The following is a 26,506-nucleotide window of genomic DNA, read 5'->3' as shown; positions in this document are numbered from 1 at the left end:
TTACAGATGAGGTATTACCATAAAAGGTACATTAATATGAAACCCTATTTTCTTAATTACAGGCTCAATGAACATTCGCTCAAAAAACGTATGCTTGTTTTGAACCATAACCAAAAGGTTAATTTTTTCCCTTAATTGAAAAGTATTTATCGCTTGTATAATCTCGTTATTGGGCAAATCATGGAATAGTCCTTTATCGCCTAACAATTGCTGGAGACTTTCTCTATTTTTAACTTGTTTTGGAGAAAGTTCGTAGCCAGTGGAAACATGCATTACATTGATTCTTGATTTAAATTGATTTGCAAGTTGGAGTAAAGGGTCAAATTTTCCTTTAGGGTATTTAATTTCATAGTCTGTAGGAAATAATATCTCTTTTGGAGCTTCAAATGAAAAATTAGGTGGTATTGCTATCACAGGCCGTTTAGCCCTTTTAATAACATGAACAGTGTTTGTGCCAAACAATATTTCTTTTGCTCCTGTAGCACCTTTGGTGCCCATAATTACATAATCAATATTCTCATTTTCTATAGTTTCTTCTATTTCATTAACTAGGGTGTTGAAGGCAGAACGAACAATAAATTGGTGTTTAGGGTTTTTAAAATTCTGGTCAAGCTTTTTCTTTAACTTATCTAATTGGGTTAATGAGGCCTCTTTCAATATATCAGCCAATTCTAATTGGTTTGGGCTACCCATTATATATTCCATTTGGTATATAGGTGGCGTATAAATATTTAATAAGAAAAAGGTACATTCTACATCTTTAAAGAGTTCTAAGGCATAGTTAATAGCGTTAAAGGCATTATCTGAAAAATCAGTAGGCAACAGAATGCGTTTCATAGTCATTCATTTTTAAATTTGATTGTTAAATCTACTAGAGGAAGACCATTTAAACCATGATATAGGTCAGTAGGTAACTACACCTATTATAAAAGCCTTGAGAATTGATTTACTTTAAAAGAAGAAAGAGGGTTTTGCAGACATCACTGCTATAAATATCTTTTTTGAGCCTATGAATTTTACACTGGTACGGTCTGCATGCGTAATACTAATCAGGTTTGGTGATTACTATTAATGTTTAAAATGAAAGATATTTCTAAAAGTGTTAGAATAGCAAAGAAACGGATATTAAAAAACCATTAAATCGTTTAAATTTTCATAGTCCTATAAACATCTTTATTCATGTACTACAAAAAAAGGAACATTAGTGTGGTAACTAATTTTTTCCACCGTTGGTTTAAATAAAATCCGTTGTAAAAAGTTGAGATTTTTGGCAACCATAACTATAATATCGATATCTCTACTTTCAGTAAAACATTGTACTGCAGTTTCTAGTTTTTCACTGGTAACTTGGTGAAACGTGCTCTCAAACTCTGAAAAATAATCGTACAAGAACTCTTTGTTCTTTAGTTGTAGTTCAAGAAGTTCTTCTCCCTTTTTAGAAATGTAAAGTACCCTTAAAGAAGCATTGTGTGTAACTAGTAATTCTTTTATGTCATCCAATACTTTTAAATCGTAGTTCAAGTTAAAGTCTGTAGGAAAAGCAATTTCTTTTGGTTTTTTATAGTGGGCATTTTCAGGTATGGCTAAAACAGGACATTTAACTTTGGTAAGTACATTGCCTGTATTACTACCTATGATTGTAGCTTTTAAACCGCTGGCCCCTTTTGTGCCCATAATTATTAAATCTATTTTCTTTGCTAAAACCACTTGCTTTATGGTATCTGAAAAATAGCCATAATGAACTAAGGTCTCAAAAGTATGTTTTGTGTTGAACGGAAGACTTTCAATTTTGTGTAAAACATTTTCTATTTTTTCCCAGCTATCTTTCAATAGGTTATCATCTAAAACCTCTTTAGGTGCATGTTTAGCGGCCTCACCAATATTTGGCGAAATTGGACTAACATGCAATAAATAAAAAGTACACTTCGACTTTTTAAACAGCTCCATTCCATAACGGATTGCGTTCCATGCGTTATCGGAGAAATCTGTGGGGATTAGAACATGTTTCATCTACGTTGGTTTTAAATTTTTTCTAAAAGTAAACTTTGAGTCTATGACTACTTATGATTTAAATCATACAGGCAACAAAGCGGGTACTCAATTTACTCTAATTTCAAAAATTAATGACAAAACACTAGCATCATAAGCATTCTCAGAGAAATCTGTACACACTAAAATATGTTGTGTTTTTATTTTAAATAATGTAATTACTCTTTAATCTTCAGGAAGCATTAAAACGGGCACTGAGGTATGAAATGCTACCTTTTTTATTACGGGTTCGCCAATGAGCTTTTCCCAAAATGAATGATGGTGTCTTATTATGGCCATCAACTGTGTTTCATTATCTACCAAATATTTCTCTAGGCTATGAGCAATATTAGAATTAAACGCTACATTTTCGAAGCTGTTTTGTAAAGAAAACAAACGCTCTTGCAAGATTTTCTTATTCGTTTGTTGTGTGGCATTTAATACATTTTCACTTGTAATGTGAAGAATATGCAGTTTTGACTTCCAAAGGGTTACTAGTTCTATTAGTGGATGCAAAGCAAACTTTTCGTAGCTCTTAATATAATCTGTAGGAAAGATTACCTTTTTGAGCTTTTGAAAATTGTAAGCTTCGGGTACTACTATGATAGGAAGTTTATTTATTTTTTTAAGCACTTTCACGGTATTGCTTCCAAGAAATATTTCTTTTGCGCCTGTTGCACCTTGTGTGCCCATTATTATCATGTCTATATCGCTATTTATTGTACTATTAACCACAGCTTCTTCTAAAGAACTTGCAGTTGAAATAGATTCAAATGTATGTTTTGCATTCTTATGATTTTCATGTAAATAGGCTAAGATTTTTTTTAACTCTTTTTCAGAACTCTGAGAAAGTGAGTCATAGATAAAACCTAATCTTTTTTGGCTTTTTCGCCCCAACAGGTTAATTGACTTTGGTTCATAGGCATGTAAGAGATAAAATTGACACTCCATGTTAGCATATAGCTTTAACGCCGTAAAGATGGCGTTCCAGGCATTGTCTGAGAAATCTGTTGGTAGTAAAATTCGTTTCATAATGGAATGTTTTAATTGCTAGCGGGGTAAATTTTGCATCACTAGAAACGGAGTTTTTATATTCAGGCCCAATTCATCTACTGTAGAGCGGTATAGCATATCTTCTAAAAAAGAATGACGAGAATTAATCATTACCAAAATGTCTATTTCTTTGTTTGTAACATGCTTTAATATTGCTTCAACCCTATGTTTTGATGGAATTCGGTCAAAAAACAGGTTGGCATCATACAACACATCTAGAATATACTTTTGGTTTTTTAATTGTCGCTGACTCAAATTCTCAAAGTCTGAGATATAAAGGCAGTGTACTTCTGATTTAAATGCTACCGCAATATCACGTAACAATTTTAGTTCTCTAAGCTTATAGGGTAACATATAATCTGTTGGGAATAAAACTTTTTTAGGTTGTTCAAAAATGTAATCTTCTGGAACTGCTAATACAGGGCATTGTACGTACTTAAAAACCTGTACGGTGTTACTGCCAAAGGTTATTTTTTTGTTACTCGTTTGGCCTTGAGTACCCATGATTATTAAATCTACATCGATTTGTTTTACAAAATCGTTTACCACATCAACTAATGACTCAAAAGCTAAAACAGCTTCATATGTATGTTTTGGATTATTTGTCTTTGATTTAATTTCGGTTACTAGCTTATTTAACTTAAGCTCTGTATGTTGCTTAATTACTTTTTTCTGTGTTACTATATTACCATTTCCATCACTTTTTAAAGTGCTGTAGACTTTGTCTGCATAAGCATGCAAAAAATAAAAAATAGTTGGTTCATTCTTATGTAAAAGCAGTGCATAATCAATAGCATGTCTAGCGTTGGTGGAAAAATCAGTAGGAATCAAAACTGTTCGCATATGCGTTGATATAGATTTAACCAAATGTATTTTGTACTTAACAGTTATACTATGACGTATATCAGTAGAAGGCTTCTGGGTCAGAGAAATATCTTAAATCATGATTGAAGAGATAGCAAAGGAATTTTAGTTTCAAAACCTACCTCTTCAACCGTAGTGTCTAAAAATTGTTTCTGGAAAAAACCATAATTTTTAGATACCATTACTATGAGATTTGCATGCACACTTTGAGAAAAAATACGGATGGCATCCTCTACATTTTTATGATAAACAGTGCTAAAATTGACCGTTTTATTGAAAAGGTTTGATAACCTATCAATTATTGCTGCTTTGTTAAGATTTTGTTTGTTTGTTAAGGTTTTGTTTGGGTAACTTACATGTAATAAATGAATATCTATTTCTTTGGAATCTAGAAAATTCTTCAGGTTTTCATAAATTTTATCAGGATAATCTAAGGTTAAATCTGTTGCAAAGACCACAGTAGTAAACCTTTTGAAACTTACTTTATTTGGAATTGCCAAAACATTGCATTCTACTTTAGTTATAACATCTCCTGTTGAACTTCCCATAAATAATTCTTTTAGTGTTGAAGCTCCTTTTGTACCCATTAAAATAAGGTCAATTTTATGGGTATTTATAAGATTTCGAATTGAATTAAGAAAGGTATTCTTTATCTGAAAAACAGACAATTGATGATTTTTATGCAATGTAGGTAGCGTTTTTAAATCGGTTTCAAGTTCTAACAACATTTCATCCACAGAAATTGAGCTTTTTTCAACCAATAAATTGGTACCAAGAAGATGAACTGGTTTCTGAAAATATTGCAGACCATTACTATTTATAAATACTATAAAGAAATTACAGGGTTTATTAGGGTATAATTTTGTGGCGTAGATTATCGCATTTTTTGAAGTCTCTGAAAAATCTGTAGGTAAAAGAATGTTAATCATAATTAATAATCTTAAAGAATTCTATTTGTTATTCTCCAAGACCTAAATGAATTTCTCCCGGCAAATAAGCAATGATTACATTTTTATTTTTGGTCTAGGTAATTTTTAAGCTTTTCAATAGAATTTAGTGTAAATCTATATAGCCTAACATTTATAGATTATGATTAGGGTCAGTTAGATTACCCTTTTGATAGTATTTATTCATGCAATACCCATAAAGGAATCTTAATTTGAAAACTTAATTTTTCTATGGTAGAGTCAAAAAATAATTGTTGTAGAAAATTTAGGTTTTTTGCTGCCATAATTAACAGACCAATGTTGTGCTCAGCCATAAACTCTTGAATTCCCTTAATGGTATTTTCGTTGGTGATTTCATGACTTGTTATTTTAGGCACCGTTTCATTTAGAAAATTGAAAAGAAAGTCTTTGTTTTCCTTTTGGTTTTTTAAAATGGTTTGTCCAGATTTTAGAATTTGAAGCACTTGAAGTTGTGCGTTTGTTGTATTCAAAATATCAGTCAAGCATTCAAGAATTGCATTGGTATAAAACAAGTTGTAATCTGTAGCAAAGGTAACTTCTTGTATTAGGTTGAATTCTGCTTTTTCAGGAATTACAAGAACATTACATTGTATCTTGGTGATAACATCCCCTGTGTTACTACCAACAACAGTTTTTTTTATGCCAGAAGCTCCTTTAGTGCCCATTACAATGAGGTCAATTTTCTTATCTGACACTACTTTTCTTAAGGCATTAACAAAATTGCCATATTCCTGTAAAGCTATAAATCGATGATTTTTATTTTTTGGTAGTTTACGTATTCGCTGAAACAAGGCATTCAACTTTTTTCGTAAATCAGGCGATATAGGTTCGTTAGGAAAAGCGAAGGAATTACCTAATGTTGATGATTGAGCTATAGAGCCCACATGAAGTATGTAAACTATACATTCATAATCTCTGAAAAACTTAAGGGCGTATACCAAGGCATTCCATGAGTTTTCAGAAAAGTCTGTAGGGATTAGTATGGTTTTCATGCTTAAAATTGCACTTCGCTACAAATTTATTAGCCTCATTAACGATTATCCATGACATTAATCATAAACGAAAAATAAAATAATTTTCAATTATTTCGTATTGTTACCTTAAATATTTTATAATCTATTTTTTGATTATTAAACTTTTTTAAATCTTCTTTGATTTTCGCTATTAAGCACAAATGATACTTCTGAGAATTAGGATACTTAATTTGGTTGGGTAATACCGTAAAGTGAATGCGGGTTTTTCGTTTATACGGTTAAAGTGCGAAGAAATTGTAATTACGTTTTAGGTTTTTTTTGCGATGCGTTGAGGCTATTGCTGTAGTTGACACTTTATATTAAAAATGCTCTTATAGCGTACATCTTTCACACTTACCTAAAGCCTTTTCTTAAGTTTTATTAAATAGTAGGTTAGTTAAAAGACAATTTCAATTTATTAAATGTGCTAATTTCTTTAGAGAATTACTTTGAAGGGTAGCTGTTTTAATTTTTTTGATAAAAGTTTTGTTTTGGATAAACAGTTTTCAATGGCATTAAGTAAGTCGTTTTCATCAAACGGTTTAGTTAAGTAGTCGTCTGCGCCTAAGTTTATTCCTTTTCTAATCTCTTTTAGCTCTGTTTTTGCAGAAAGAAAAATGAACGGAATATGTCTAGTATTATTATCAAAAGCTAACTCTTGCAATACACTGTAACCATTCATTTTGGGCATTAAAATGTCACATAAAATAATATCTGGAGGTGATTCTTGAGCATACTTTAAACCATCCATCCCATTCGCTGCTGTACGTACCTTGTATCCATAAAGTTCTAAGAGTTCAGCCGTGTTTTCTCGTAGGGCACGGTCATCTTCTATCAACAGAATTTTTTTCATTTTCCCAAAGGTTTAAATTTCTAGTGGAATAGTAATGGTAAATGTAGAGCCTTGGTTTTCTACGCTAGAAAAATCAAGTGTTGCGTCAAGATTTTTCAAATGCTGTTTTGCAATGTTTAAACCAATACCAGTACCTTGTGTTAGAAGAGCGTTTTCTGCTCTAAAATACCGGTCAAAAATGTGTTTCTGGTCTTTTTTGGGGATACCAATACCTTCGTCTTTTACACAGATTTCTAAGTTTGTTGTTTTCCTGTTGACGATTACTTCTATCGTGGTATCTTCAGGAGAATATTTTATGGCGTTGTAAATAAGATTTGACAACCCCAATTCTAAGGTTTTTTCGTCAAATTTGATTATTAAGTCGTCTATGTTTTCAGGATACTTAATTTGCTGCCCCGGTTTAAGTAACATGTTGGCATCATAAATAACTTCGTTGACCAATTTACTCAATGGAAATTCTTCTAACTTGTAGTGCATTTTCCCTGAATCTAATCGTTCTATAGAAAGAAAGTCGTTTAAAATAGTATCTAGATACATGACCTTATTACGAATGGTGTTAACATGTTTATCACGCTTTTTTTGTTCATCGGTTTTGGTGTATTTGCCTAATAAAGTAACAGAGGTTAAAATACTACTTAGCGGTGTTTTAAATTCATGAGAAACCAAAGACAGAAAACGGGTTTTTAGTTCACTGAGCTCTTTTTCTTTGGCTAAGGCTTCAGTTAGTTGTTTAGTGCGTTCTTGAACTATTCTCTCTAGATTTTCTGTGTAATTTTTGCGCTCGGTTATATCTGTTATTAACGCCATAACATAGGTAGAGCCATAGAGTTTAAAAGGGTTTAACCCAGCCTCTACAGGGAATTCTTGTCCATTTTTTTTTACCCCGTAAAGTTCTCGGCCTTGCCCCATTGAACGCTTTTCACTTTTAAGAATAAATTTATCTACGTGTTTGTTATGGTCTGTATGGTATCTTTTGGGAATAACGGTGTCTATAGATTTGTCTAATAGTTCTTCTTTTTCATAGCCAAACATTTCGTTGGCAGATGAGTTAGTGGCCACAATTTGTTGTTTGGTGTTTACCACTATAATGCCTTCAGATACCCCTTCTGATAGCAAATGAAAAATATTGCTGTTTTTCTGAAACACATGCATAGTTTAAAGTTAAGGTTAATTACTGATTTTAATCATATTGAGGCTAATAACATCATCTTATTTTTGAGTAGTTTTTAAACATATCAGTTATGGAGCATTTTCAAAAAGTAGGTATTGAACTTTACCAAAATCTCGGCAAATTGTTCTTTGCAGTTGCTATGGCTGATGGTACAGTTCATAAAAAGGAGCTCGAAAAACTTAGACTGATTGTAAGAGACAATTGGCTTGATGTTGATGATATTGAAGACCGTTATCATTCTGATGCTGCCTATCAAATAGAAACCGTTTTTGATTGGGCTATGGAATATGACATGAGTAGTGCACAAGGTTTTGAATTTTTTAAGGAGTTTTATAAAGACCATCCCAAGCTTTTTCCAGTACATATCAAGAATTTAATTCTATACACGGCAGATGCTATTGCAAATTCTTTTTCTAAAACCAATAAATCTGAATTAGTTCTTTTAGGAAACATTAAAATTTTATTTAGAGATTAATTTAGATTTTAATAGTCAAAACTGGTAAGGTGGCGTGGTTTGCTACATCTTCACCAATACTTCCCACGAAAAAATGTGAAAGGCCTTTACGACCGTGCGTTGGTATAGCAATAGCATCAATACCATTTTTTTGACTGTAATTAAATAGGCCTCTCTCTACATTGTAATCGTTATAAATTGCAACAGTTGTATCTGATTCACCAGCCTTAAATAGGAAATCAGATATGTGCTTTTCACTTTCTAAAGTACTTTTAAAACCTTCGCTTGGTAGATTAATGTAAATGGGTTTAAAAGCTGCAGAGAACAGTTTAGCAAGTTGCTTAGCTTTTTTAAAAGCGAGTATGTTTTCCTCATCAAAATTGCATCCAAACAATATCTTATTTAAGTTAAAGTCTGGCATTTGCTCTTTAATAACCAATACGGGTACATCAGAAGTTCGTACAACTTTCTCTGTATTGGATCCCACAAAAAAGCCACTAAAACCACTTGCACCGTGTGATCCCATTACTATAAGATCTATTTTATGTTCTTTGGCTACATTATTTAGTTCACTAAATATTTTGTAGTTCTGTACTATTTCATAGACTTTAAGACCTTTTAAATAGGGCTTATTTAGAAATTCTTTAAATCTTTTTTTAGCAAGCTCCATATAATATTTGGCCTCATCATATTCTTGTGTTTCGTCTTTAGTAAGTACTGCTTCAGAAAGACCTAGCATGTGTATTACAGAAAGGGTCGCCTTTTGTTTTTTGGCTATTGTAGCCGCTACTTCAAGGGCGTATGCAGAGGTTTGCGAAAAATCTACAGGCACTAGTATATGTTGCATGTTAATTAATTTTTTTCTTTTTGCTGAACGTTTCTTTTCGTTTTCTCAATTGCCTTTCTAATTCTTTTAGCGTTTCGGCGGCAGCTTTTTCAAAATCATCAGTATCTGATTTGGCAAATAGTCTTGGACCGGGTCCGCTTAGCTCAATCTCACATATTTTTCCTTTTCCTTTTGAATTGTTCTCTTGCTTAAACAATACTTGAGCATTAATTATAAAACTATATCTATTAGCCAGCTTCTCTAAGTTTAGCATTATGCGATCTCGTAAAGATTCACTTTCCGGCATTTTTTGGAATTGAATATTAAAGGTCATTCTTCTTAATTTTTAAATTAAAACTCTAAACTATTATGGATTTACTTTTTTTAAAATGATCTAGGTCATTTCAGCTTGCATATTGGTTCACCAATTTTATAGGTACTTTAAAAGCAGTAGTTATGGCACTTGATTTTAATCAATATGCAACGCAGGGAAATACCTTTTTAAAGGATTATGCCAAAGAAATGAACTTTGGTGAAGACACTGAAAAAGCAGGTAGAATATTCATTGCAATTATGCATGCCCTTAGAGAAATTATTCCGCCAGAAGAATCACTACAATTTATTGCACAACTACCAATGTTTATTAAAGCTATTTATGTGAACGGTTGGAATATGACAAAGAAAAAACCCAAGGTTAAAAATATGGCAGACTTCCTCAATTTGGTAAAAGAACGCGATTGGCCAGTTGCCGTCAATGATTTTGGGTATACTAATGAGGCAGCCGAACTTTATGTGAATACCACCTTTATTTATTTGCGAAAGTATGTATCGTTTGGTGAATTAGAAGACATCCGAAGTGGACTTCCAAAAGACTTGAAAAGAATGATTTATCCAGATGTAAAGTTTTAATCAAAGCCAACATTATATAATATCTATAATAACTTTTTTACGAAAAATAAAACATCATGAAAAAAATACTTCTCCTTTCAATTACAATTGTAATCTCTGGTTTTTTACAATCACAAACTTTAGATGGTATTGAACAAATAGCTCCTTTTAGTGAGGGTATGGCCGCCGTTCGTAAGGGAAATCAATGGGCCTTTATTAATAAAGATGGTAATATGGTTATCGATTTTAGAGATGATATTTACTGGACCAAGAATGCGGATTCAACAAAAACAGATGTTTCTGCAATTGCCTACCCAATGTTTAAAGATGGTAGATGTATCATCACCAAAAAAGTTGAAGATGGCGTTTCTGTATTTGGTTTTATAGACACAGAGGGTAATGTTATACTTGAACCTACATTATTGAATGTTTATCACTTTAAAGACGGTTACACTACTGGTGTTTTATTTGATAAAACACTTAGAGGCCAAAATGAGTTTAAATTGAATATTTATGATTTTAAGTTCTTTGATGTGTTACTCAATACCTCAGGAGAAATAGTGGAGTATTACGACAGAAGACAAGGTATTCAAATGACCAAAAAACGTTACAAGCTCCCTTTTATTGGTGCCAAAATGCTGAATGCAGGACTGGTAGCCGTTTATCATGTAGACAGCGGATGGGAAATTAGAAAATTGACATTAAACAACTAGAGTATGAATAGCTTAAAAGGTAAAGTGGCCATTATAACTGGTGGTGCTAATGGTATTGGGTTGGCAACAGCAAAACTATTTTTAGAAGAAGGTGCTAATGTAGCCTTAGTTGACATTGATATCAAAGGCTTAAAAAAAGCAGAAAAATATTTTAATACATCTAAACTTCTAACCTTTAAGGCTGACGTTTCTAAATGTTCAGAGGTAAAAAAATATGTTAGTTATGTACTGGATGCCTTTGGTAAAATTGATATTTTTTTTAATAATGCCGGGATAGAAGGAACATCAAGACCAATTTCTGAATATCCAGAAGAAATATTTGATAGGGTAATGGCAATTAACTTAAAAGGAGTGTGGCTGGGTTGCCAAGAAGTAATTCCTAAAATGAATGATGGGGGTAGTGTAATCATCACTTCATCTGTAGCAGGTTTAAAGGGTTTTGAAGGTTTAGCACCCTATGTAGCAAGTAAACATGCTGTTGTTGGTATAATGCGTTCTGCAGCTCTAGAATTTGCATCCAGAAAAATACGTGTTAATACCATACATCCAGGTCCAGTGAATAATGAGATGATGAGGAGAATTGAAAAAGATATTTCTCCAGAAAATCCTAATCAGGCAAAATCGGGCTTTGAGTCGGCAGTACCTTTTGGGCGTTATGCAGAATCAAAAGAAATAGCCCAAACCGTACTATTCTTAGCTTCTGAGCAAAGTAAATTTATAACAGGATGCACTCACTTGATTGATGGTGGAATGTTGGCCGGATAATGAAATTAGATAATAAGCAACAGTAATTATCTACTATAGATACTTAGAGTAAATTTTATTCGATTTCAAAAATCTATGACCACGGTGAAAACCATTTACAATACAGTTGCACCTAATTTGTTTAACTCATATGGTTTTGGTACTAATAGTATTTTACATAAGCTTTTAAGGCCTAAAAATTAGCACTAAACAATGTTTTCTACTGACCCAAATCATTGTTGTGCCTATTACTCAAACGTACATTAGACATAATAAAAATATGTTTAACCTTTAAATAATACTGTTATGTCACTTGTAAAATTTAAAAGGAGAAGACCTTTTAGCAATCTAATTTCTCAAGATTTTTTTGATGTGGATAACTTCTTTGATAATCGTGGTTGGGGGCAAGATATTTTGCCAGACGGTTTTTGGAACGGAAACGTTTCTGAACCCGCCTTAAATATTAAAGAAAGTAATGACAAATTTGAAATTGAATTAGCGGCCCCCGGATTTGCCAAAAAAGATTTTGAAGTGACCATTGATGATGGTTGCCTTAACATTACGGCAGAAAGATCAACTTCTGAAGAAGAAAAAGATGAAAATTTTACTCGTAGAGAGTTTAGCTACAATTCTTTTGAACGCTCTTTACAACTGCCTAAAAGTGTAAAGCAAGAAGCTATTGAAGCCTCTTATAAAGACGGTATCTTGAGTTTTAATTTAGAAAAGAAAAAAGAGGCTAAAAAGTTACCTCCCAAAAAAGTACCGATTGTATAAAAGCAAAATGGTATAACGCTATAGCAAACCCTCCAACCAATTGCCTCAATTTTCCATATATCAAAGCAATTGGTAGAGGGCTTTGTTTTTAAAATTTTTAGTTCAGGGACGCCTAGTTTACTGTAAAAAATTGTAAACCTCTTTTGTTTTAAAAACGTAATGCTATGCCATAGAATGGGTATTTAAAAAACCAAAGTTTCAGTATTTTTAAATAATCAATTTTTCGAGAGAATTTTCTTAATAAACTCTTCTTGTGGTACTATACTTTTTGAGAAAAATATTGCTGCAAAGCGTTAAATAAAGTTTTTTATTGCTATTGAAGATAGCCTGACAAATGTCATATCAATACTACAATAATTAAATTATCTTTAAAGGAATACCACCGATTATAGACACTCCACGTATTTAAAATTACAAAAAACGGTATTCGTAATATAACTCGTCATTGTAGAAAGAGAATTGAAATACTATTTATTCATGAAGCCTAAGGGTAATATTCGTAGCAATGGAAATAGAAGACCGTACGCTTTTTAGTTATTTAGATACAGCAGCCTGTTTATTTGTGGTAATTAATTCTGATTACGCTGTAGAATTAATTAACCAAAAGGGCTGCGATATTCTTGGATATGCGCGCCATGAAATCTTGGGTAAGAACTGGTTTTATCATTGTATTCCAAAAAATGAGCAAAAGAAACTGACCTTTCTTTTTGATCAAATTATAAAAGGCATAATTAAGCCACCGGCTATTTATGAGAATTGGATAGTAACAAAAGAAAACAATTGTAAACTAATTCAGTGGAGCAACTCTTTACTTAAAGATGTAGACGGCAACGTTAAGGGTATTATATGTTCTGGGACAGATATTACTGAATTAAAGAAAAACCAAAAAAAGCTCGATAGATTACCAAAAACATTAAAAGCAAAGGTTAAATACCACACTCAAGAACTACAAGATACCATTAAAAATTTGGTCGAAACTAATCTAGCTCTTGAGAGCCAAATGGCCATTACTCAGAAAGCGGAAAGTAAGATGCATGAAAGCAGAATGTTTTTGACCGCAATTGTACAGAAATTTCCTCGGAGCGCAATTATGGTATTTAACAACAGTCTAGAACTTATTTACATTGATGGTGAAGAGCTTGATAGAATGGGACTCAAGAAATCTGAATTCATTAACCATAATTTGAGCCAAATCACAATATTTTCAAACATAGAACTTGCAAAAATCAAAAGAGATGTTGAAGCTACCCTTAAAGGAGAATTGGTTGAGGATGAAGTATCGTTTCGAGGGCAGCATTACTCTTTACAAACAACCCCGCTGCAGACTCAAGAAAAAGAAAATCAGCGGGCACTTTTGGTTTTTAATAACATAACTCATCAAAAAAGACTTCAAGAGAAATTAGAAGCGGCCTTGTATGCTGAACAAAATTTAAACGAATTAAAATCACGATTTATCGCAATAGCTTCTCATGAGTTTAGAACGCCTTTAAGTGCTATACTATCGTCAGCTATTCTTATAAGTAAACAAAATGAAACCGGTAAAGAAAAAAGAAGACTTAAGCATGTAGAACGTATTCGATCTAACGTAAACTATCTGGTTGTAATTCTCAACGATTTTTTATCGCTTGATAAATTAGATGAAGGCATTATCCGCGCAAAACCAAAATCTTTTGAGTTATTTAATTTGGTAAAATTGGTCATACAAGAGGTTTTGCCTACAAAAAAGTTAGGACAACAGATTCAATTAAAACACAGCAATACAGAACTTATGTTGTTTCAAGATTCTAAACTTTTAACGCATATTCTTATTAATCTTTTATCTAATGCTATTAAATACTCTGAAGAAGGACAAAAGATTTTTATCAAAATACGGCAACAACTAGATAGGGTTTTAATTACCATTACAGATAAGGGTATGGGTATACCACAAGATGAACAATATCATTTATTCGAGCGGTTTTTTCGTGCATCTAACGTTATTAACTTACAAGGTACCGGCCTTGGTTTGCACATTGTAAAGCAATATACAGAGTTGCTAGGGGGAAAAATTACATTCAAAAGTGAAATAGGTACAGGCAGTTCATTTCAACTGGCTTTGCCGTTATCACTGAACACGCCATAATATTATTATCATGAAAAAAATATTACTAATTGAAGACAATATTGATGTTAGAGAGAATACGGCAGATATTTTAGAACTTGCAGACTACCAGGTATTCACGGCTGAAAATGGTAGTGTAGGTGTTATTCGCGCTAAACAATTCAAGCCTGACTTAATTCTTTGTGATATTATGATGCCAGAAATGGATGGTTATGAGGTTTTGCAAAATTTAAGTCTAGACGATGGTACGTCTAGTATCCCTTTTATTTTTTTAACCGCAAAATCTAACCCTTTTGATATTAGAACAGGAATGAATCTTGGGGCTGATGATTATTTAACCAAACCTTTTCAAGAGAAAGAATTGCTTAATGCTATTTCGAGCAGATTAAAAAAGAATGAGTCTTTAAAAAAGACAATTACAAGAACACTTAAAGGTCTTAATTCATTTCTTGAAACGGTATCTGATTACGTTGAATTAGAAGATCTTTCTAAAGATCACGAAGTAAAATCTTATGAAAAAAAAGAAATAGTATTTTGGGAAGGTGACCGTGCTAATGCTCTATATTTTATTGAAAGTGGCAGTGTTAAGACTTATAAGGGTACAGAAGCTGGAAAGGAATTGGTAACCGGACTCTTTGGACCAGGAGATTTTATTGGCCAATTATCACTTTTAAATACCAATGGCCAATATGTTGAAAATGCTGTTATTTTAGAGCATGCAGAGTTATGTGCCATTCCAAAAGAAGATTTTTTAAAATTACTTTATAGCAGCCCAATGGTTAGTAAGAAATTTATTGAAATGGTCTCTAACAATCTAATAGATGTGCAAAAAAAATTAGTAGCTATGGCCTTTGCACCAGTAAGACAAAGGGCAGCCAGAGCACTATTAGATCTTTATGATAAGGGTATTATATTAGACACACCTGACGGAGGAGCCGGAATACCGCGAGAAGATTTTGCCGGTCTCATAGGTACTGCCACAGAAACAGCAATTAGAACTTTATCTGAATTTAAAGATGAAGGTATCATAACCACAGACAAGGGTAGAAAAATTATTCTATTACGTAAAGATGATTTAGAAGCGATTGCCGAATTTGGATAAGGTTTTCTTAGTTGCAGAATAGTTCACCAATACCTTTCTATTTAAAGGTAAAGTTCAAGTTATGTTGTTTTCTAGGAGAAGTTAAAATATACAACTACATAATTCAATAAAGGGTTTACTAAAAATATAAAAAAAAACAGGAAGTTTCAACTTCCTGTTTTCCATAAAGCGTTAGAAATTGTCAATGCGTTCAATTAAGCCTTTACGACAAATTATTGCTAAAATATTATAAAAGTTCAATAGGTAGATTGCCAAAACTACTCGCTTTACTTAGCCTACATGCCTAATGGTATATAAACTTATATTACTTAGTTTTTTGAAAAGAAACCAGGGCTTAAATGCCCTGGTTCCAAGAAGGTATTGCATTTGTATATTTCACTTAAAGTAGCTCACTCAAATCACCTATTGCTGGGTAAACTGGCTTACCACAAGATTATACACATTTGTGATACCTTCTTTGGTGCTTCAGGGTATTGCTACATTAAAACACCTATTTTTTATTTTCAAAGAACTAATACTTTAATAACTATAGAGCGAATATATGCCATGTATACAACCTAAAAAATGACCTAGGTCATTTTTGGAGTTTTTTTCTTTGAATAGTGTTAAATAAGAGTAATAATTAAAATTGGTTTACATACATGTAGATTCAAGTAGAATGTAGCGTATTTTCTATTTATACATGTATTAGTATACTACTTAACTAATTTGGTTTTGTTGGAAACATTTTTTTATTGAAGCTAGTAAATCTTCTAAATCAGATGGCTTAACTATATAATCATAAGCACCAAAATCCATACCTTTTGAAATATCCATTTTCTCGCTTTTAGCACTAAAAATTATTACTGGTATATGTTTAAGTTCAGTATGAGAGCCCAATTTCGTAAGTAATTCTAATCCTCCCATTTCAGGCATTAGTAAATCACAAACAATTAGATCAGGCTTATATTTACATATTTTGTCAAAACCATCTTTACCATTATTGGCTGTAATAGCGTAAAAGCCTTCCATTTCTAGAAATTCAACTGTATTCTCCTGTATGGTTCTATTGTCGTCAATAACCAATATAGTCGGCATAATTACGATATCAAATTTCGGGTTACTGAAAGTACTAAATTTTTCACATAATCTCTGTAAGAAAAGTATTTCAAAATAGTTGACAACTACCTATTTTTTTTAGCATAGATTAAACTAGATGAATTCAAAAATCAATTTTAAAACTGAGCATATTTAGAGCAAATTATGTATTCATTTTTAACATGAATAATTAACTCTAGAAGAACTAAATAACTCAAATTTAAAGTGATGTAATTAGAATTTTTATACGCTACTAGAGCTGAGGAATTGATTGAAATCAGAAGATTTTTTCAATAACAATTTTCACTATCCACATACTTGAAATATTCCAATGTTAATTTTTTAAAATAAAAGATAAAATTAAACATGAGGTACTGCTAACCAACACTATTTAAGTCAATTACTCTCATAATTTCTTCCTAATGTCTGACTGATTCAAGTCATTGTAGTGCCAGCTCGTTAGCGATAATTTAGCTTAAAAGAACCAGTATGGGTTCTATGTTACGTCTAATTATTAATCTAAATATTGAAATAATGAAAAAAATGGTTTTAGGTCTTATTTTACTTGGGCTGACCACTCAAACTTTTGCACAAATCATAAAAACTGAACAGTTATCGGAGGTTACGGTTTATGCTACGAATTACAAATATTTGAATAATATGAACACGGGTGAGGTAGCTTCACTTCCGGTTGAACTATTGCAGCGTAAAGTTGCTGCTTTTAATGTTAAAGACTCAGAGTTCTATCAAGATGACTACGATTTATACCAGATTAATTTCTTTATTCCTGAAGGTAAAATTCTTGCCGCCTATGATAAAGATGGGAAGTTGCTACGTACAGCCGAAAAATACAAGAATGTCAACCTTCCTGATGTAGTAAAGAAAGCTGTATTAGATCGGTTCCCAGAGTGGACAATAACTAAGGATATTTACTTAGTACAGTATCATGATACAAAAGGCTCTACTAAGAAGTATAAGCTTAAACTAGAGAATGGTGACAAAGTATTAAGGGTCAAAGTGGATGAAACAGGAACATTTTTATAATCAATAAAAAACTAAAAATCATGTCAGTATTAAAAGTAATAGAGGTCATGGGTAATTCAAAAATCAGTTTTGAAGACGCCGTAAGAAACGTTATTAAAGAGGCCTCAAAAACTGTAAAGAACATAAAATCTGTCTATGTACAAGATATGCAGGTAGTGGTAGAAGAAAATGTCATTGTTCAATACCGGGTAACTACTAAGGTTACTTTTGGTATAATGGATCCACATATTTAATTAAGCTTTTAATAAGAATATTCGTGAAATTGTTTTTCACGAATATTCTCTTTGTATACACAATTTTTAAAGGCACCATATAAAGTTTTAATAAGATGGGTAATAAAGCCATTACAAAACCAAGTTTTAAGAAACGTAGGTTGCATCAGCATCGAAAATCTAAATTACCTTTACTACAAATTGAAATTGGAGGTAACACCTTACAGCATCTTTTTAATAGGGCACTGGAAGAAATGGCTCAAATAATTAAACCCGGTGCTTGTAGTGCGGCTTGCCACTCAGATTGTATTGTTAACCTAGAACTAACCGCAAATAATCCGGAAGGCTTATTAATATCCTTATTAAATGAGGTGTTAAAGATAAATACGCTATATAATTCTATTTTTTATTATATAAATATTAAAGAGATAAATAGTAACAGACTTGTAGGGCAACTATTCGGAATTTGGTATGATAACGTTGCTACTAGAATACAACCTGTTACTAGCAAGGATTGCAACTTAATAGCCAAAAATGGTGAATGGAAATGCACGCTTATTTTTCATAGAAAAATTAACTAAGCACAAGCTTGAAAATTTAAGTTTAGCAATTTCACCACAATAATACCTCAGCTTCGAGTACCTAAATGGTAAATTTTGGTAGCATGATTTTGCTCATAGTTTTTAAAAAAGGTTTTGTCGTATTTTGATTTTATATCACACCATTTTATGACTAAAGTCTTTTTTGTCCTCTTTATAGTGTTTTTAGTTTCCTGCGGAAATGCTGAAGAAAGTATTTATCCCACCAGAACCAGATTGGTAGAATCTGTTTACGCTTCGGCTACCATTCAACCAGATAGTTTATATCAGGTACACTCAGCTGTGGCAGGTATTTTAGATAAAATATATGTGGAGGAAGGAGATACCATAAGTAAGGGGGCACCACTTTTTCAAATCATAAATACTACTCCAAAACTCAATACAGAAAATGCGAAACTTGCCTTGCAACTTGCTCAAGAAAACTTTAGTGGTAATGCTGCGGTATTAAGTTCTTTAGAAGATGAAATTAAAACAGCATTATTGTCGCTTACTAACGATTCGTTGAATTTTTACAGACAGAAAAGATTGTGGGATCAGCAAATAGGCTCAAAAACACAATTTGAAAATCAAAAACTCGCTTATGAAATTTCTCAAAACAATTTAAAGTTGCTGAAAAGCAAATATGAGCGAACCAAGAATGAACTTTCTACGCAGATAAAACAGGCGCGCAATAATTATTTAACAAGCCAAGTGAACACCCAAGATTTTACCGTTACCAGTAAAATTAGTGGAAAGGTTTATGCTATAAATAGAAATCCTGGAGAATTGGTAAGCACTTTAGAACCCATAGCTATTATGGGTAGTGCCAATCAGTTTATAATTCAACTATTGGTAGATGAGGTAGACATAGTTCGCATTCGTAAAGGTCAAAAAACACTTTTAGTATTAGATGCATATGTTAATCAGGTATTTAGGGCAACAGTGCATAAAATATATCCTAAAAAAGATGAACGCTCCCAAACCTTTACTGTAGAGGCTGTTTTTGACAACCCACCCAAAATTCTATATCCTGGTTTGGCAGGCGAGGGAAATATTATTGTTGCAGAGAAAGAAAGTGTACTCACCATACCAAAAACTTATATTATCGGGGGTACACAGGTAAAAACAGAAAATGGATTGGTCGAAGTGCAATTAGGACTTCAAGATCTGGAAAGCGTTGAGATAGTTGCAGGTATAGACGAAAACACAAAGATTTTAAAACCCAAAGAATGACGAATTGGAGTGTGATACTAAACATAGCCAAGACCCATCTTATAACCAAGATGAAATCTACTGTAACCGCTTCTTTGGGAGTTACCTTTGGTATTGGGGCCTATATTACTTTGGTAAGTTTTATGACCGGACTCAATGAAATGCTAGACGACCTTGTTTTAAATCAGACTCCTCACATACATCTTTATAGCGAAATAGAACCCACCCTAAACCAACCTGTAAGCCGTTACCAAGCATATGAAGATGCTTTTAACATTGTACATTCTGTTAAACCAAAACTGAGTCAAACAAAAATCCATAATGCATTACCTATACTAAATTATTTAAATACAGATGAAAACGTTTTAGGGGCTACTCCAGAACTAAGGGCACAAATCTTCTATCTCTCAGGTTCTTTAGAACTGGGCGGTAATCTGGTAGGTGTAGATATTATGGAAAGTGTACGGTTGTATAATATGAGAGACTATATTGTAGAAGGTACGCCTGAGGCTTTAAAAAATACTGAGAACGGTATTCTTCTGGGGGCTGGTTTGGCAAATAAAATGTCACTTTCTATTGGAGACCGCGTTCAAATTAGCACCGTAAAAGGAGATATATTTCCTTTAAAAATTGTGGGAATCTACCAGAGTGGTATTGCAGAAATTGATGATATACAAAGTTTTGCCAATTTAAATACCGTGCAGCGCATACTGGGCGAACCTCAAAATTATATTACAGACATTAATATAAAATTATACAACTTACAATCCGCACCCACCATGGCAAGGTCACTTGAAAAGCAATTTGCAGTAAAGGCTACCGATATAAACGAAGCCAATGCACAATTTGAGACCGGATCTAATATTAGAAACCTAATCACGTATGCCGTATCCATAACCTTATTGATTGTTGCCGGTTTTGGTATCTATAACATTTTAAATATGCTTATTTATGAGAAAATGAAAGATATTGCCATTTTAAGAGCCACTGGATTTTCGGGAAAAGATGTGCAGTTGGTTTTTATGAGTCAGGCAATGATTATTGGAGCCGTTGGTGGAATTTTTGGACTTATTATTGGATACGGGCTATCGCGTTTAATAGACAATATAGCCTTTGAAACACAAGCATTACCTACCATAACCACGTACCCCATCAATTATAATCTTGGATATTATCTTATTGGTATCACATTTGCCTTAGTATCAACCTTTATTGCAGGTTACCTGCCTTCTAATAAAGCCAAGCACATTGACCCAGTACGAATTATAAGAGGAACATAATGGAAGGGGACAATTTTGTTTTAGAAACTAAAAATATCAATAAATACTTTAGAAAGCCTGTAGATTTCCATGTGTTAAAAGACATATCAATTAGCATAAAAAAAGGAGAATTTGCCTCCATAATGGGCAAATCAGGTTCAGGAAAATCAACTTTACTTTATATACTATCAACTATGGATAGGGACTATACCGGTGCGTTATATTTAAATAACGAGTTGGTTACCGGTAAGTCTCAAAAAGAATTATCCAGAATACGAAATAAGCATATAGGCTTCGTATTTCAGTTTCATTATTTGCTGTCTGAGTTTAGTGTTTTGGAAAATGTAATGTTACCCGCTAAAAAACTAGCTGAAAAATCATATATCCAAATAAAAAAAGATGCTCTTGAAAAATTAGAAATGTTACATATAGGACATTTGGCAAAGCAGCGGGCCTCCCGCATTTCTGGTGGTGAAAAACAGCGGGTTGCCATTGCTAGAGCGTTAATTAATAACCCAACAATTTTAATGGGAGATGAACCTACCGGAAACTTAGATAGCCATAATTCAGAAAACGTATTTAGTATTTTCAAACAATTAAAAGAAGAAGTTGGTCTTTCGCTATTGGTGGTTACCCATGACGAGGATTTTGCCAAAAGAACAGACCGTATTATACAAATGGAGGACGGCCGAATTGTAAAACAATGATTGATTACCCAAACGAGCCCATTTCTATTTTAAATTGAATGCTAAAAATTGTGGTAAATTTTTAAACAACATACTACGCTCTACTTCTTCTTTTAAGTATTTATAAATTATTTACTTCGGTACACTAATGACGGATGTCATTGTAAAGGTAAATGTTGTTATGTAGTTTCCATATTGTATTCTAGAGCACCATAGATGATATCCTTATTTTAATGAAGAAGTAACCAGATGAATTTCATTTAATTAATCGGTAAAAAAGGGATAAGACCAGTGTACACATTTTTAGCCTTTACAAAATTGTAAAGGTACAAGTGCTCTACTTTATAGATTGATGTATTAAACAATTCTAAAAATTTGCATAATGAAAATAATGGTTCCCACAGATTTCTCAAAGCTTTCTAGAGTAGCCGTAGATTATGCCATAGATATGGCCAAAGCAATAAATGCCAACATAATACTCTTACAGGTGATTGTATCTGATACTCCAGGAATGGTTTCTATGGCTAGACACAGGTTGCATGACGCTGTCAAAAAAAGTAGTAAGGTTAAGATGGAAAGACTCTTGAAAGAACTTAGTGATTATGTTGGTGATGAGGTAAAGATAACGGATGCCACAGTAGCAGGAGATTCTTTCGAAAAGGTAATTGAAAACTTTGGAGTTAAGAACAGTGTTGATTTAATTGTGATGGGTACTAAAGGTGCTACAGGTCTAAAAAAGACATTGTTCGGCAGTAATGCTGCTGCCGTAATGGAGAATAGTACCATTCCTGTAATTGTTATTCCAGAATTAGCTAGGTTTAGAGGTATTACAAATACGGTACTGGCAACTGAAACTATAGACCACTTTGAACAGCTAGAAAAAATTAGGAATTTTTTGGTTGCTTTTAAGACCAAATTGCACCTATTGCATGTGTTTAATTCGAGTACTAAAGGTTTAGATGTTGAGGGCATCAAATCAGAACTAACAAAAACTTTTAAGGATAATAACTTCACTATAACCGTGCTTCAAAATGAAGACGTTGTTGAAGAAATAGAAGATTATTGTGCCGATATTAACGCTGATATTCTTGTGCTGTTCACAAGAAAGCATACAATTTTCGATAAAATATTTAATAAAAGTGTGGGAAGAGAGCTAGTAATGCATGCCAGAATACCTTTGCTAGCCATTGCAAACCAATCCTAAATATTGAGACAGTTTTTTAGAGAAAATGTCAATTACTCAACTTACTAGGGTAGGAGGTAAGAGACATTACTACAAGAAATGTTTAATCAATTAAGTTTTCTAGGCAATACTATTAGGTAAATATCTATGTATTGAAGAAAACCTTGTAGTAAAAGCATTGGTGAGTAAAATAATTATGGTAGTGAGAATTGAATTGAAGTAGAAAAAGTAGCGTGCTAAGCCATAAGAATTGGGTTAGAAAATAAACTCCTTCGGGGTTATTAAAAAAAGAAAGACCTTATTACTTAGTCTGCTCATACCCTTAGTTATTCCCATGCTTTTTAAACGTGGTAAAATGTTTTTTGAAATCTGTAGATAGCAGTTCATTAATTATCTTTCTTTTTATTTAATTTTTCCTGTTTTTTAAAATAGCCACGGGTTAGAAAATTATGTTTTAATGCTTCCATATTTTCATTAAAACGCTCTGTTCCTTGATCAATATGTTTCATAGTGTTTTTTAGTTGTTTGACCAATACGGTATCTTTAGCAACATAGTACAACATTCCTTTTTCATCATTTAAATCACTGATAATACTACCCAATTCTTTAGACATGTTATTAATTTCAATACTAGAAGCTTCTAGATTATAGATGACAGTCTTTATTTTTCTCGCAGATAACGTATCGTTAAGCAATACCCCAGCCGCGCTTTCTTGTAAATTAATCTGACCAAGAATGTTATTTATCTGATACATAGAGGTATTTGCTTTTGAACTAACTTGGTTTAGATTTGCCATAGTTTGTTGCAAGTTTTTTGCCATTGTAGTATTATTTAGTAAGCTACCTAATGTACCATCACTTTTTGTTAACGATTGTGTTACTTGCAATAAATCGGCTGTTAAAAGAGCGGCATTCTCGTTAGTTACATTTAAAGTATTAAGCATGTCTTGTGTTGCAATTTTGCTGAAAGATTGTAATTCATCACCCGCTTTAATAAGTGGTGCCTCCCCTTGTCCTGGTACAATATTTACAAGCATACTACCTACAAGACCATCAGAGCCAATAGTTGCCACGGCATTATTTTTAATATGGCTTTGCATTTTTTCTTGTATAGCCATAAAAACTTGTATAGTAGTATCATTAATCATTTCTATTTTATTAACGGTACCTACATTAATTCCTGAAAATCTTACGTTGTTTCCATTTTGAAGTCCATTGGCGTTTTTAAATATTGCTGTTATTGTGAAGTTTTTAGTAAACATGTTCTGACGATTGCCAATGAGATAGGCCGCAATTAGCAATAACAAGGTTCCAAGAATTACGAAAATGCCTAATTTTAAATTTTGTTGGGCCGTTTTTGCCATGATATTACTTTTTAAAAAATGCTTCTACTTTTAAATCTTTCGATGCTGATAGCTCGGCGTAAGTACCTTCTGCGTAATTAATACCATCGACCAAAAGAATCATGCGTTCAGATATGACCCGTGCGCAATCTACATCATGAGTTATAATCAATGATGATGTACCATATTTTTTCTGTATGGTACGCATTAGTTCAATGATTTCTTTAGAGGTAATAGGGTCTAGGCCACTTGTTGGTTCATCATATAAAATAACTTTAGGCTTCAAAATTAATGTTCGGGCTAAAGCAACCCTTCTTTTCATACCCCCAGAAAGTTCAGCAGGCATTAAATCTAGGGTATGAGCTAAGCCCACATTTTCTAAGGCTTCTAGTACTAAAGGTTCGGTATTGGTTACTTTACCCAATTTTTGTTGATGTCTACGCATTGGAAACTCTAAGTTCTCACGAACAGTCATTGAATCGTAAAGGGCGCTACCTTGAAATAGAAATCCAATATTTGCGCGCAACGCATCTAGAGACTTTTGATTCAAAGTTGAAATATCTTTTCCAAGTACCTCAACATATCCGCTATCTGGAGCAATTAGCCCCACTAAACACTTAATCATAACCGATTTTCCTGAACCTGATTTGCCCATAATAACCAAATTCTCACCCTCATAAAGGGTCATGTCAAACCCCTTAAGAACGTGGTTTTCACCAAAACTTTTTCGAAGCCCTTTAATTTTTATAATTACCTTGTTATTGGTTTGTTTTTTTCCATTTGCATTAGTGTTATTGGGTACTTTCATAGCTCATAAAAAATATCAGAAATAAAAACCGCAATAAAATCTACCATAAATAACAGTAAAGAAGCCATCACAACAGCTGTATTAGCAGCTAATCCCACGCCTGCTGTACCTTTTTTACTGTTGTAACCCTTGTAACAACCTACCAGTCCAATGACAAAACCAAAAAAGAACGATTTCACCGTCGCGGGTATTAAATCACCAAATGATAGTGCGCCGAAAACCGTGTTAAAATAAAGTTGAAAAGACACATTTCCTTTAAGGTTTTCAACTAAGGCCGAACCGTATAGCGCAATTAAATCACCAAAAACAACCAGTAATGGCAACATTAGGGTTGTAGCTAAAATTCTGGTTACCACTAAGTATTTAAAAGGGTTGGTGCCTGAAACTTCCATGGCATCAATTTGTTCTGTAACACGCATTGAACCCAGTTCTGCTCCAATACCAGAAGCTATTCTACCTGCACATATTAGGGCAGTAATTACAGGACCAATTTCTCTTACTATGGATATTCCAACCATATTAGGCATCCAAGAAACAGCACCAAACTCAATTAGGGTTGGTCTAGATTGCAAGGTCAAAACTAGGCCTATGATAAAGCCAGTCAGACCAACCAAAAATAGTGAGCGTACCCCTAATTGATAGCATTGTCTTAGTAGTTCTTTAAATTCAAAGGGCGCTTTAATTACTTCTTTGAAGAAACGACTGGCAAATGTAGAAAGCTCTCCAATCTCTATAAAGAATTGTTTTGTTCTGTGTAACGCCTCTGTTGCAACAGCCATTTACTAAATTCTTGGTTTTTCCCTTAAATATAGTTAAGGTGTACAATGCTGAAAATGATTTTGGTCATACATAGTTTTAGCTGAAGCAAAACATAAAATCAAAAAAACCCAAGGTAAATACCTTGGGTTTTTAAAATATAAAGTAGCGAGAGGGGGACTTGAACCCCCGACCTCAGGGTTATGAATCCTGCGCTCTAACCACCTGAGCTACCTCGCCGTGGTTTTTTTAGCGGCTGCAAATATACGAGTAAATTTTCTGCACTTCAAAATTCATTTTAATTTATGTAATGCGATTAATTTTTTTATATTGACGGCTTATTAATGAAAAACACAATATTTAATTAGATGGGGGATAGGATTAAGTTTGAAATAGAGTTTGTTATTCAATCTTCACCTCAATTGTTGTATCAATATATTTCCAACCCTTCAGGTTTGTCTGAGTGGTTTGCTGATAATGTTAACTCAAGAGGAGAAAAATTTATATTTATTTGGGATGGCACCGAAGAAAACGCCAAACTTTTAAAACGCAAATCAGACGAATTTGTTCGCTTTGCTTGGGAAGGAAGTGAACCAGGTAATTATTTTGAAATGAGAATAATTGTAGATGAAATTACCAAAGATGTTTCTTTGTTTATTACTGATTTTGCAGAAGAAGACGAAATAGATGAAGCTAAAATGCTTTGGGAGAATCAAATAACCGATTTAAAACAAGTTTTAGGTTCAACCTAAGTAAACAACTGCTTTAACGTATCTTTGCCCCGAATTTATATTCG

At 33.0% G+C, this 26,506-nt stretch carries 28 protein-coding genes, 1 tRNA gene and 1 pseudogene; 15 read left to right on the top strand and 15 right to left on the bottom strand.

Features of this window, described 5'->3' with window-relative positions; translation table 11 throughout:
- The 8 genes and pseudogenes from H5V42_RS03340 to H5V42_RS03305 all read right to left on the bottom strand — a co-directional run bounded on the left by H5V42_RS03340 (nucleotide 1) and on the right by H5V42_RS03305 (nucleotide 7,931).
- On the bottom strand, nucleotides 1-837 hold the full coding sequence (locus tag H5V42_RS03340) for a universal stress protein (RefSeq protein ID WP_185781699.1): 837 nt from the start codon (nucleotides 835-837) through the stop codon (nucleotides 1-3).
- 336 nt (nucleotides 838-1,173) lie between these two features.
- Complete coding sequence (locus H5V42_RS03335) at nucleotides 1,174-2,010, bottom strand: universal stress protein (protein ID WP_185781698.1); 837 nt, start codon at nucleotides 2,008-2,010, stop codon at nucleotides 1,174-1,176.
- Between the two features lie 204 nt (nucleotides 2,011-2,214).
- Nucleotides 2,215-3,060 (bottom strand): universal stress protein, encoded by an 846-nt coding sequence (locus tag H5V42_RS03330; RefSeq protein WP_185781697.1) that lies wholly within the window; start codon nucleotides 3,058-3,060, stop codon nucleotides 2,215-2,217.
- A gap of 18 nt (nucleotides 3,061-3,078) precedes the next feature.
- Complete coding sequence (locus H5V42_RS03325; RefSeq protein WP_185781696.1) at nucleotides 3,079-3,924, bottom strand: universal stress protein; 846 nt, start codon at nucleotides 3,922-3,924, stop codon at nucleotides 3,079-3,081.
- 98 nt (nucleotides 3,925-4,022) lie between these two features.
- Nucleotides 4,023-4,874: a universal stress protein gene (locus H5V42_RS03320; RefSeq protein WP_185781695.1), complete on the bottom strand. Its 852-nt coding sequence runs from the start codon at nucleotides 4,872-4,874 to the stop codon at nucleotides 4,023-4,025.
- 197 nt (nucleotides 4,875-5,071) lie between these two features.
- Nucleotides 5,072-5,905, bottom strand: a complete 834-nt coding sequence (locus H5V42_RS03315) for a universal stress protein (RefSeq protein WP_185781694.1) — start codon at nucleotides 5,903-5,905, stop codon at nucleotides 5,072-5,074.
- A 490-nt stretch (nucleotides 5,906-6,395) separates the two neighbouring features.
- Nucleotides 6,396-6,779 (bottom strand): annotated as a pseudogene (locus H5V42_RS03310) (response regulator transcription factor); the annotation flags it as partial.
- Nucleotides 6,780-6,791: 12 nt separating this feature from the next.
- On the bottom strand, nucleotides 6,792-7,931 hold the full coding sequence (locus tag H5V42_RS03305) for a PAS domain-containing sensor histidine kinase (protein WP_185781692.1): 1,140 nt from the start codon (nucleotides 7,929-7,931) through the stop codon (nucleotides 6,792-6,794).
- Between the two features lie 89 nt (nucleotides 7,932-8,020).
- Here H5V42_RS03305 and H5V42_RS03300 point away from each other — a divergent pair, with 89 nt between their 5' ends.
- Nucleotides 8,021-8,425, top strand: coding sequence for a hypothetical protein (locus H5V42_RS03300; protein WP_185781691.1), 405 nt, complete (start codon nucleotides 8,021-8,023; stop codon nucleotides 8,423-8,425).
- Nucleotide 8,426: 1 nt separating this feature from the next.
- Here the strand turns inward: H5V42_RS03300 and H5V42_RS03295 are convergent, their stop codons facing one another.
- Together H5V42_RS03295 and H5V42_RS03290 are read right to left on the bottom strand one after the other, a co-directional pair.
- Nucleotides 8,427-9,251: a universal stress protein gene (locus H5V42_RS03295; RefSeq protein WP_185781690.1), complete on the bottom strand. Its 825-nt coding sequence runs from the start codon at nucleotides 9,249-9,251 to the stop codon at nucleotides 8,427-8,429.
- 1 nt (nucleotide 9,252) lies between these two features.
- A complete protein-coding gene (locus H5V42_RS03290; RefSeq protein ID WP_185781689.1) occupies nucleotides 9,253-9,564 on the bottom strand; it encodes an HPF/RaiA family ribosome-associated protein in 312 nt (103 codons plus the stop codon).
- Nucleotides 9,565-9,686: 122 nt separating this feature from the next.
- Here H5V42_RS03290 and H5V42_RS03285 point away from each other — a divergent pair, with 122 nt between their 5' ends.
- The 6 genes from H5V42_RS03285 to H5V42_RS03260 all read left to right on the top strand — a co-directional run bounded on the left by H5V42_RS03285 (nucleotide 9,687) and on the right by H5V42_RS03260 (nucleotide 15,552).
- Nucleotides 9,687-10,139, top strand: coding sequence for a DUF2267 domain-containing protein (locus H5V42_RS03285; RefSeq protein ID WP_185781688.1), 453 nt, complete (start codon nucleotides 9,687-9,689; stop codon nucleotides 10,137-10,139).
- A 56-nt stretch (nucleotides 10,140-10,195) separates the two neighbouring features.
- Nucleotides 10,196-10,831: a WG repeat-containing protein gene (locus H5V42_RS03280; protein ID WP_185781687.1), complete on the top strand. Its 636-nt coding sequence runs from the start codon at nucleotides 10,196-10,198 to the stop codon at nucleotides 10,829-10,831.
- Between the two features lie 3 nt (nucleotides 10,832-10,834).
- Entirely contained in the window at nucleotides 10,835-11,596 is a 762-nt protein-coding gene (locus tag H5V42_RS03275) for an SDR family NAD(P)-dependent oxidoreductase (protein ID WP_185781686.1), read from the top strand.
- A gap of 285 nt (nucleotides 11,597-11,881) precedes the next feature.
- A complete protein-coding gene (locus H5V42_RS03270; protein WP_185781685.1) occupies nucleotides 11,882-12,349 on the top strand; it encodes an Hsp20/alpha crystallin family protein in 468 nt (155 codons plus the stop codon).
- Nucleotides 12,350-12,854: 505 nt separating this feature from the next.
- Complete coding sequence (locus tag H5V42_RS03265) at nucleotides 12,855-14,471, top strand: sensor histidine kinase (protein ID WP_185781684.1); 1,617 nt, start codon at nucleotides 12,855-12,857, stop codon at nucleotides 14,469-14,471.
- Nucleotides 14,472-14,481: 10 nt separating this feature from the next.
- Nucleotides 14,482-15,552, top strand: coding sequence for a response regulator (locus H5V42_RS03260; protein WP_185781683.1), 1,071 nt, complete (start codon nucleotides 14,482-14,484; stop codon nucleotides 15,550-15,552).
- A gap of 699 nt (nucleotides 15,553-16,251) precedes the next feature.
- Here the strand turns inward: H5V42_RS03260 and H5V42_RS03255 are convergent.
- Nucleotides 16,252-16,629, bottom strand: coding sequence for a response regulator transcription factor (locus tag H5V42_RS03255; RefSeq protein ID WP_185781682.1), 378 nt, complete (start codon nucleotides 16,627-16,629; stop codon nucleotides 16,252-16,254).
- Nucleotides 16,630-17,118: 489 nt separating this feature from the next.
- On the opposite strand from H5V42_RS03255, the gene H5V42_RS03250 reads away from it, so the two are divergent.
- The 7 genes from H5V42_RS03250 (at nucleotide 17,119) to H5V42_RS03220 (ending at nucleotide 22,824) form a co-directional block, all read left to right on the top strand.
- Nucleotides 17,119-17,673, top strand: coding sequence for a nicotinate-nucleotide adenylyltransferase (locus H5V42_RS03250; protein WP_241731816.1), 555 nt, complete (start codon nucleotides 17,119-17,121; stop codon nucleotides 17,671-17,673).
- A gap of 20 nt (nucleotides 17,674-17,693) precedes the next feature.
- On the top strand, nucleotides 17,694-17,906 hold the full coding sequence (locus H5V42_RS03245; RefSeq protein ID WP_185781681.1) for a dodecin family protein: 213 nt from the start codon (nucleotides 17,694-17,696) through the stop codon (nucleotides 17,904-17,906).
- A gap of 95 nt (nucleotides 17,907-18,001) precedes the next feature.
- Nucleotides 18,002-18,466, top strand: a complete 465-nt coding sequence (locus H5V42_RS03240) for an archease (protein ID WP_185781680.1) — start codon at nucleotides 18,002-18,004, stop codon at nucleotides 18,464-18,466.
- A 147-nt stretch (nucleotides 18,467-18,613) separates the two neighbouring features.
- Nucleotides 18,614-19,696 carry an efflux RND transporter periplasmic adaptor subunit gene (locus H5V42_RS03235; RefSeq protein WP_185781679.1) on the top strand — a complete coding sequence of 361 codons (1,083 nt, stop codon included), beginning with the start codon at nucleotides 18,614-18,616 and terminating at the stop codon, nucleotides 19,694-19,696.
- Complete coding sequence (locus H5V42_RS03230; RefSeq protein WP_185781678.1) at nucleotides 19,693-20,955, top strand: ABC transporter permease; 1,263 nt, start codon at nucleotides 19,693-19,695, stop codon at nucleotides 20,953-20,955. The genes H5V42_RS03235 and H5V42_RS03230 overlap by 4 nt, the downstream gene beginning before the upstream one ends.
- Nucleotides 20,955-21,641 carry an ABC transporter ATP-binding protein gene (locus tag H5V42_RS03225; protein WP_185781677.1) on the top strand — a complete coding sequence of 229 codons (687 nt, stop codon included), beginning with the start codon at nucleotides 20,955-20,957 and terminating at the stop codon, nucleotides 21,639-21,641. The genes H5V42_RS03230 and H5V42_RS03225 overlap by 1 nt, the downstream gene beginning before the upstream one ends.
- A 361-nt stretch (nucleotides 21,642-22,002) precedes the next feature.
- A complete protein-coding gene (locus tag H5V42_RS03220; protein ID WP_185781676.1) occupies nucleotides 22,003-22,824 on the top strand; it encodes a universal stress protein in 822 nt (273 codons plus the stop codon).
- A 365-nt stretch (nucleotides 22,825-23,189) separates the two neighbouring features.
- On the opposite strand, the gene H5V42_RS03215 is transcribed toward H5V42_RS03220, so the two are convergent.
- From H5V42_RS03215 to H5V42_RS03200, 4 genes are all read right to left on the bottom strand, one after another.
- Nucleotides 23,190-24,167, bottom strand: a complete 978-nt coding sequence (locus tag H5V42_RS03215; RefSeq protein WP_185781675.1) for an MlaD family protein — start codon at nucleotides 24,165-24,167, stop codon at nucleotides 23,190-23,192.
- A 4-nt stretch (nucleotides 24,168-24,171) separates the two neighbouring features.
- Nucleotides 24,172-24,954: an ABC transporter ATP-binding protein gene (locus H5V42_RS03210; protein WP_185781674.1), complete on the bottom strand. Its 783-nt coding sequence runs from the start codon at nucleotides 24,952-24,954 to the stop codon at nucleotides 24,172-24,174.
- The gene (locus H5V42_RS03205) at nucleotides 24,951-25,733 is read right to left on the bottom strand and encodes an MlaE family ABC transporter permease (RefSeq protein WP_185781673.1); all 783 of its coding nucleotides are present in this window, start codon (nucleotides 25,731-25,733) and stop codon (nucleotides 24,951-24,953) included. The genes H5V42_RS03210 and H5V42_RS03205 overlap by 4 nt, the downstream gene beginning before the upstream one ends.
- A gap of 143 nt (nucleotides 25,734-25,876) precedes the next feature.
- A tRNA-Met gene (locus tag H5V42_RS03200) sits at nucleotides 25,877-25,950 on the bottom strand.
- 128 nt (nucleotides 25,951-26,078) lie between these two features.
- Between H5V42_RS03200 and H5V42_RS03195 the strand changes: the two genes are divergently transcribed.
- A complete protein-coding gene (locus tag H5V42_RS03195; protein ID WP_185781672.1) occupies nucleotides 26,079-26,462 on the top strand; it encodes an START-like domain-containing protein in 384 nt (127 codons plus the stop codon).
- Nucleotides 26,463-26,506 lie beyond the last annotated feature (44 nt).

It is taken from the genome of Croceivirga lutea, from assembly GCF_014235875.1.
Lineage (GTDB): Bacteria > Bacteroidota > Bacteroidia > Flavobacteriales > Flavobacteriaceae > Croceivirga > Croceivirga lutea.
This window is presented reverse-complemented; position numbering and strand designations above follow the sequence as displayed.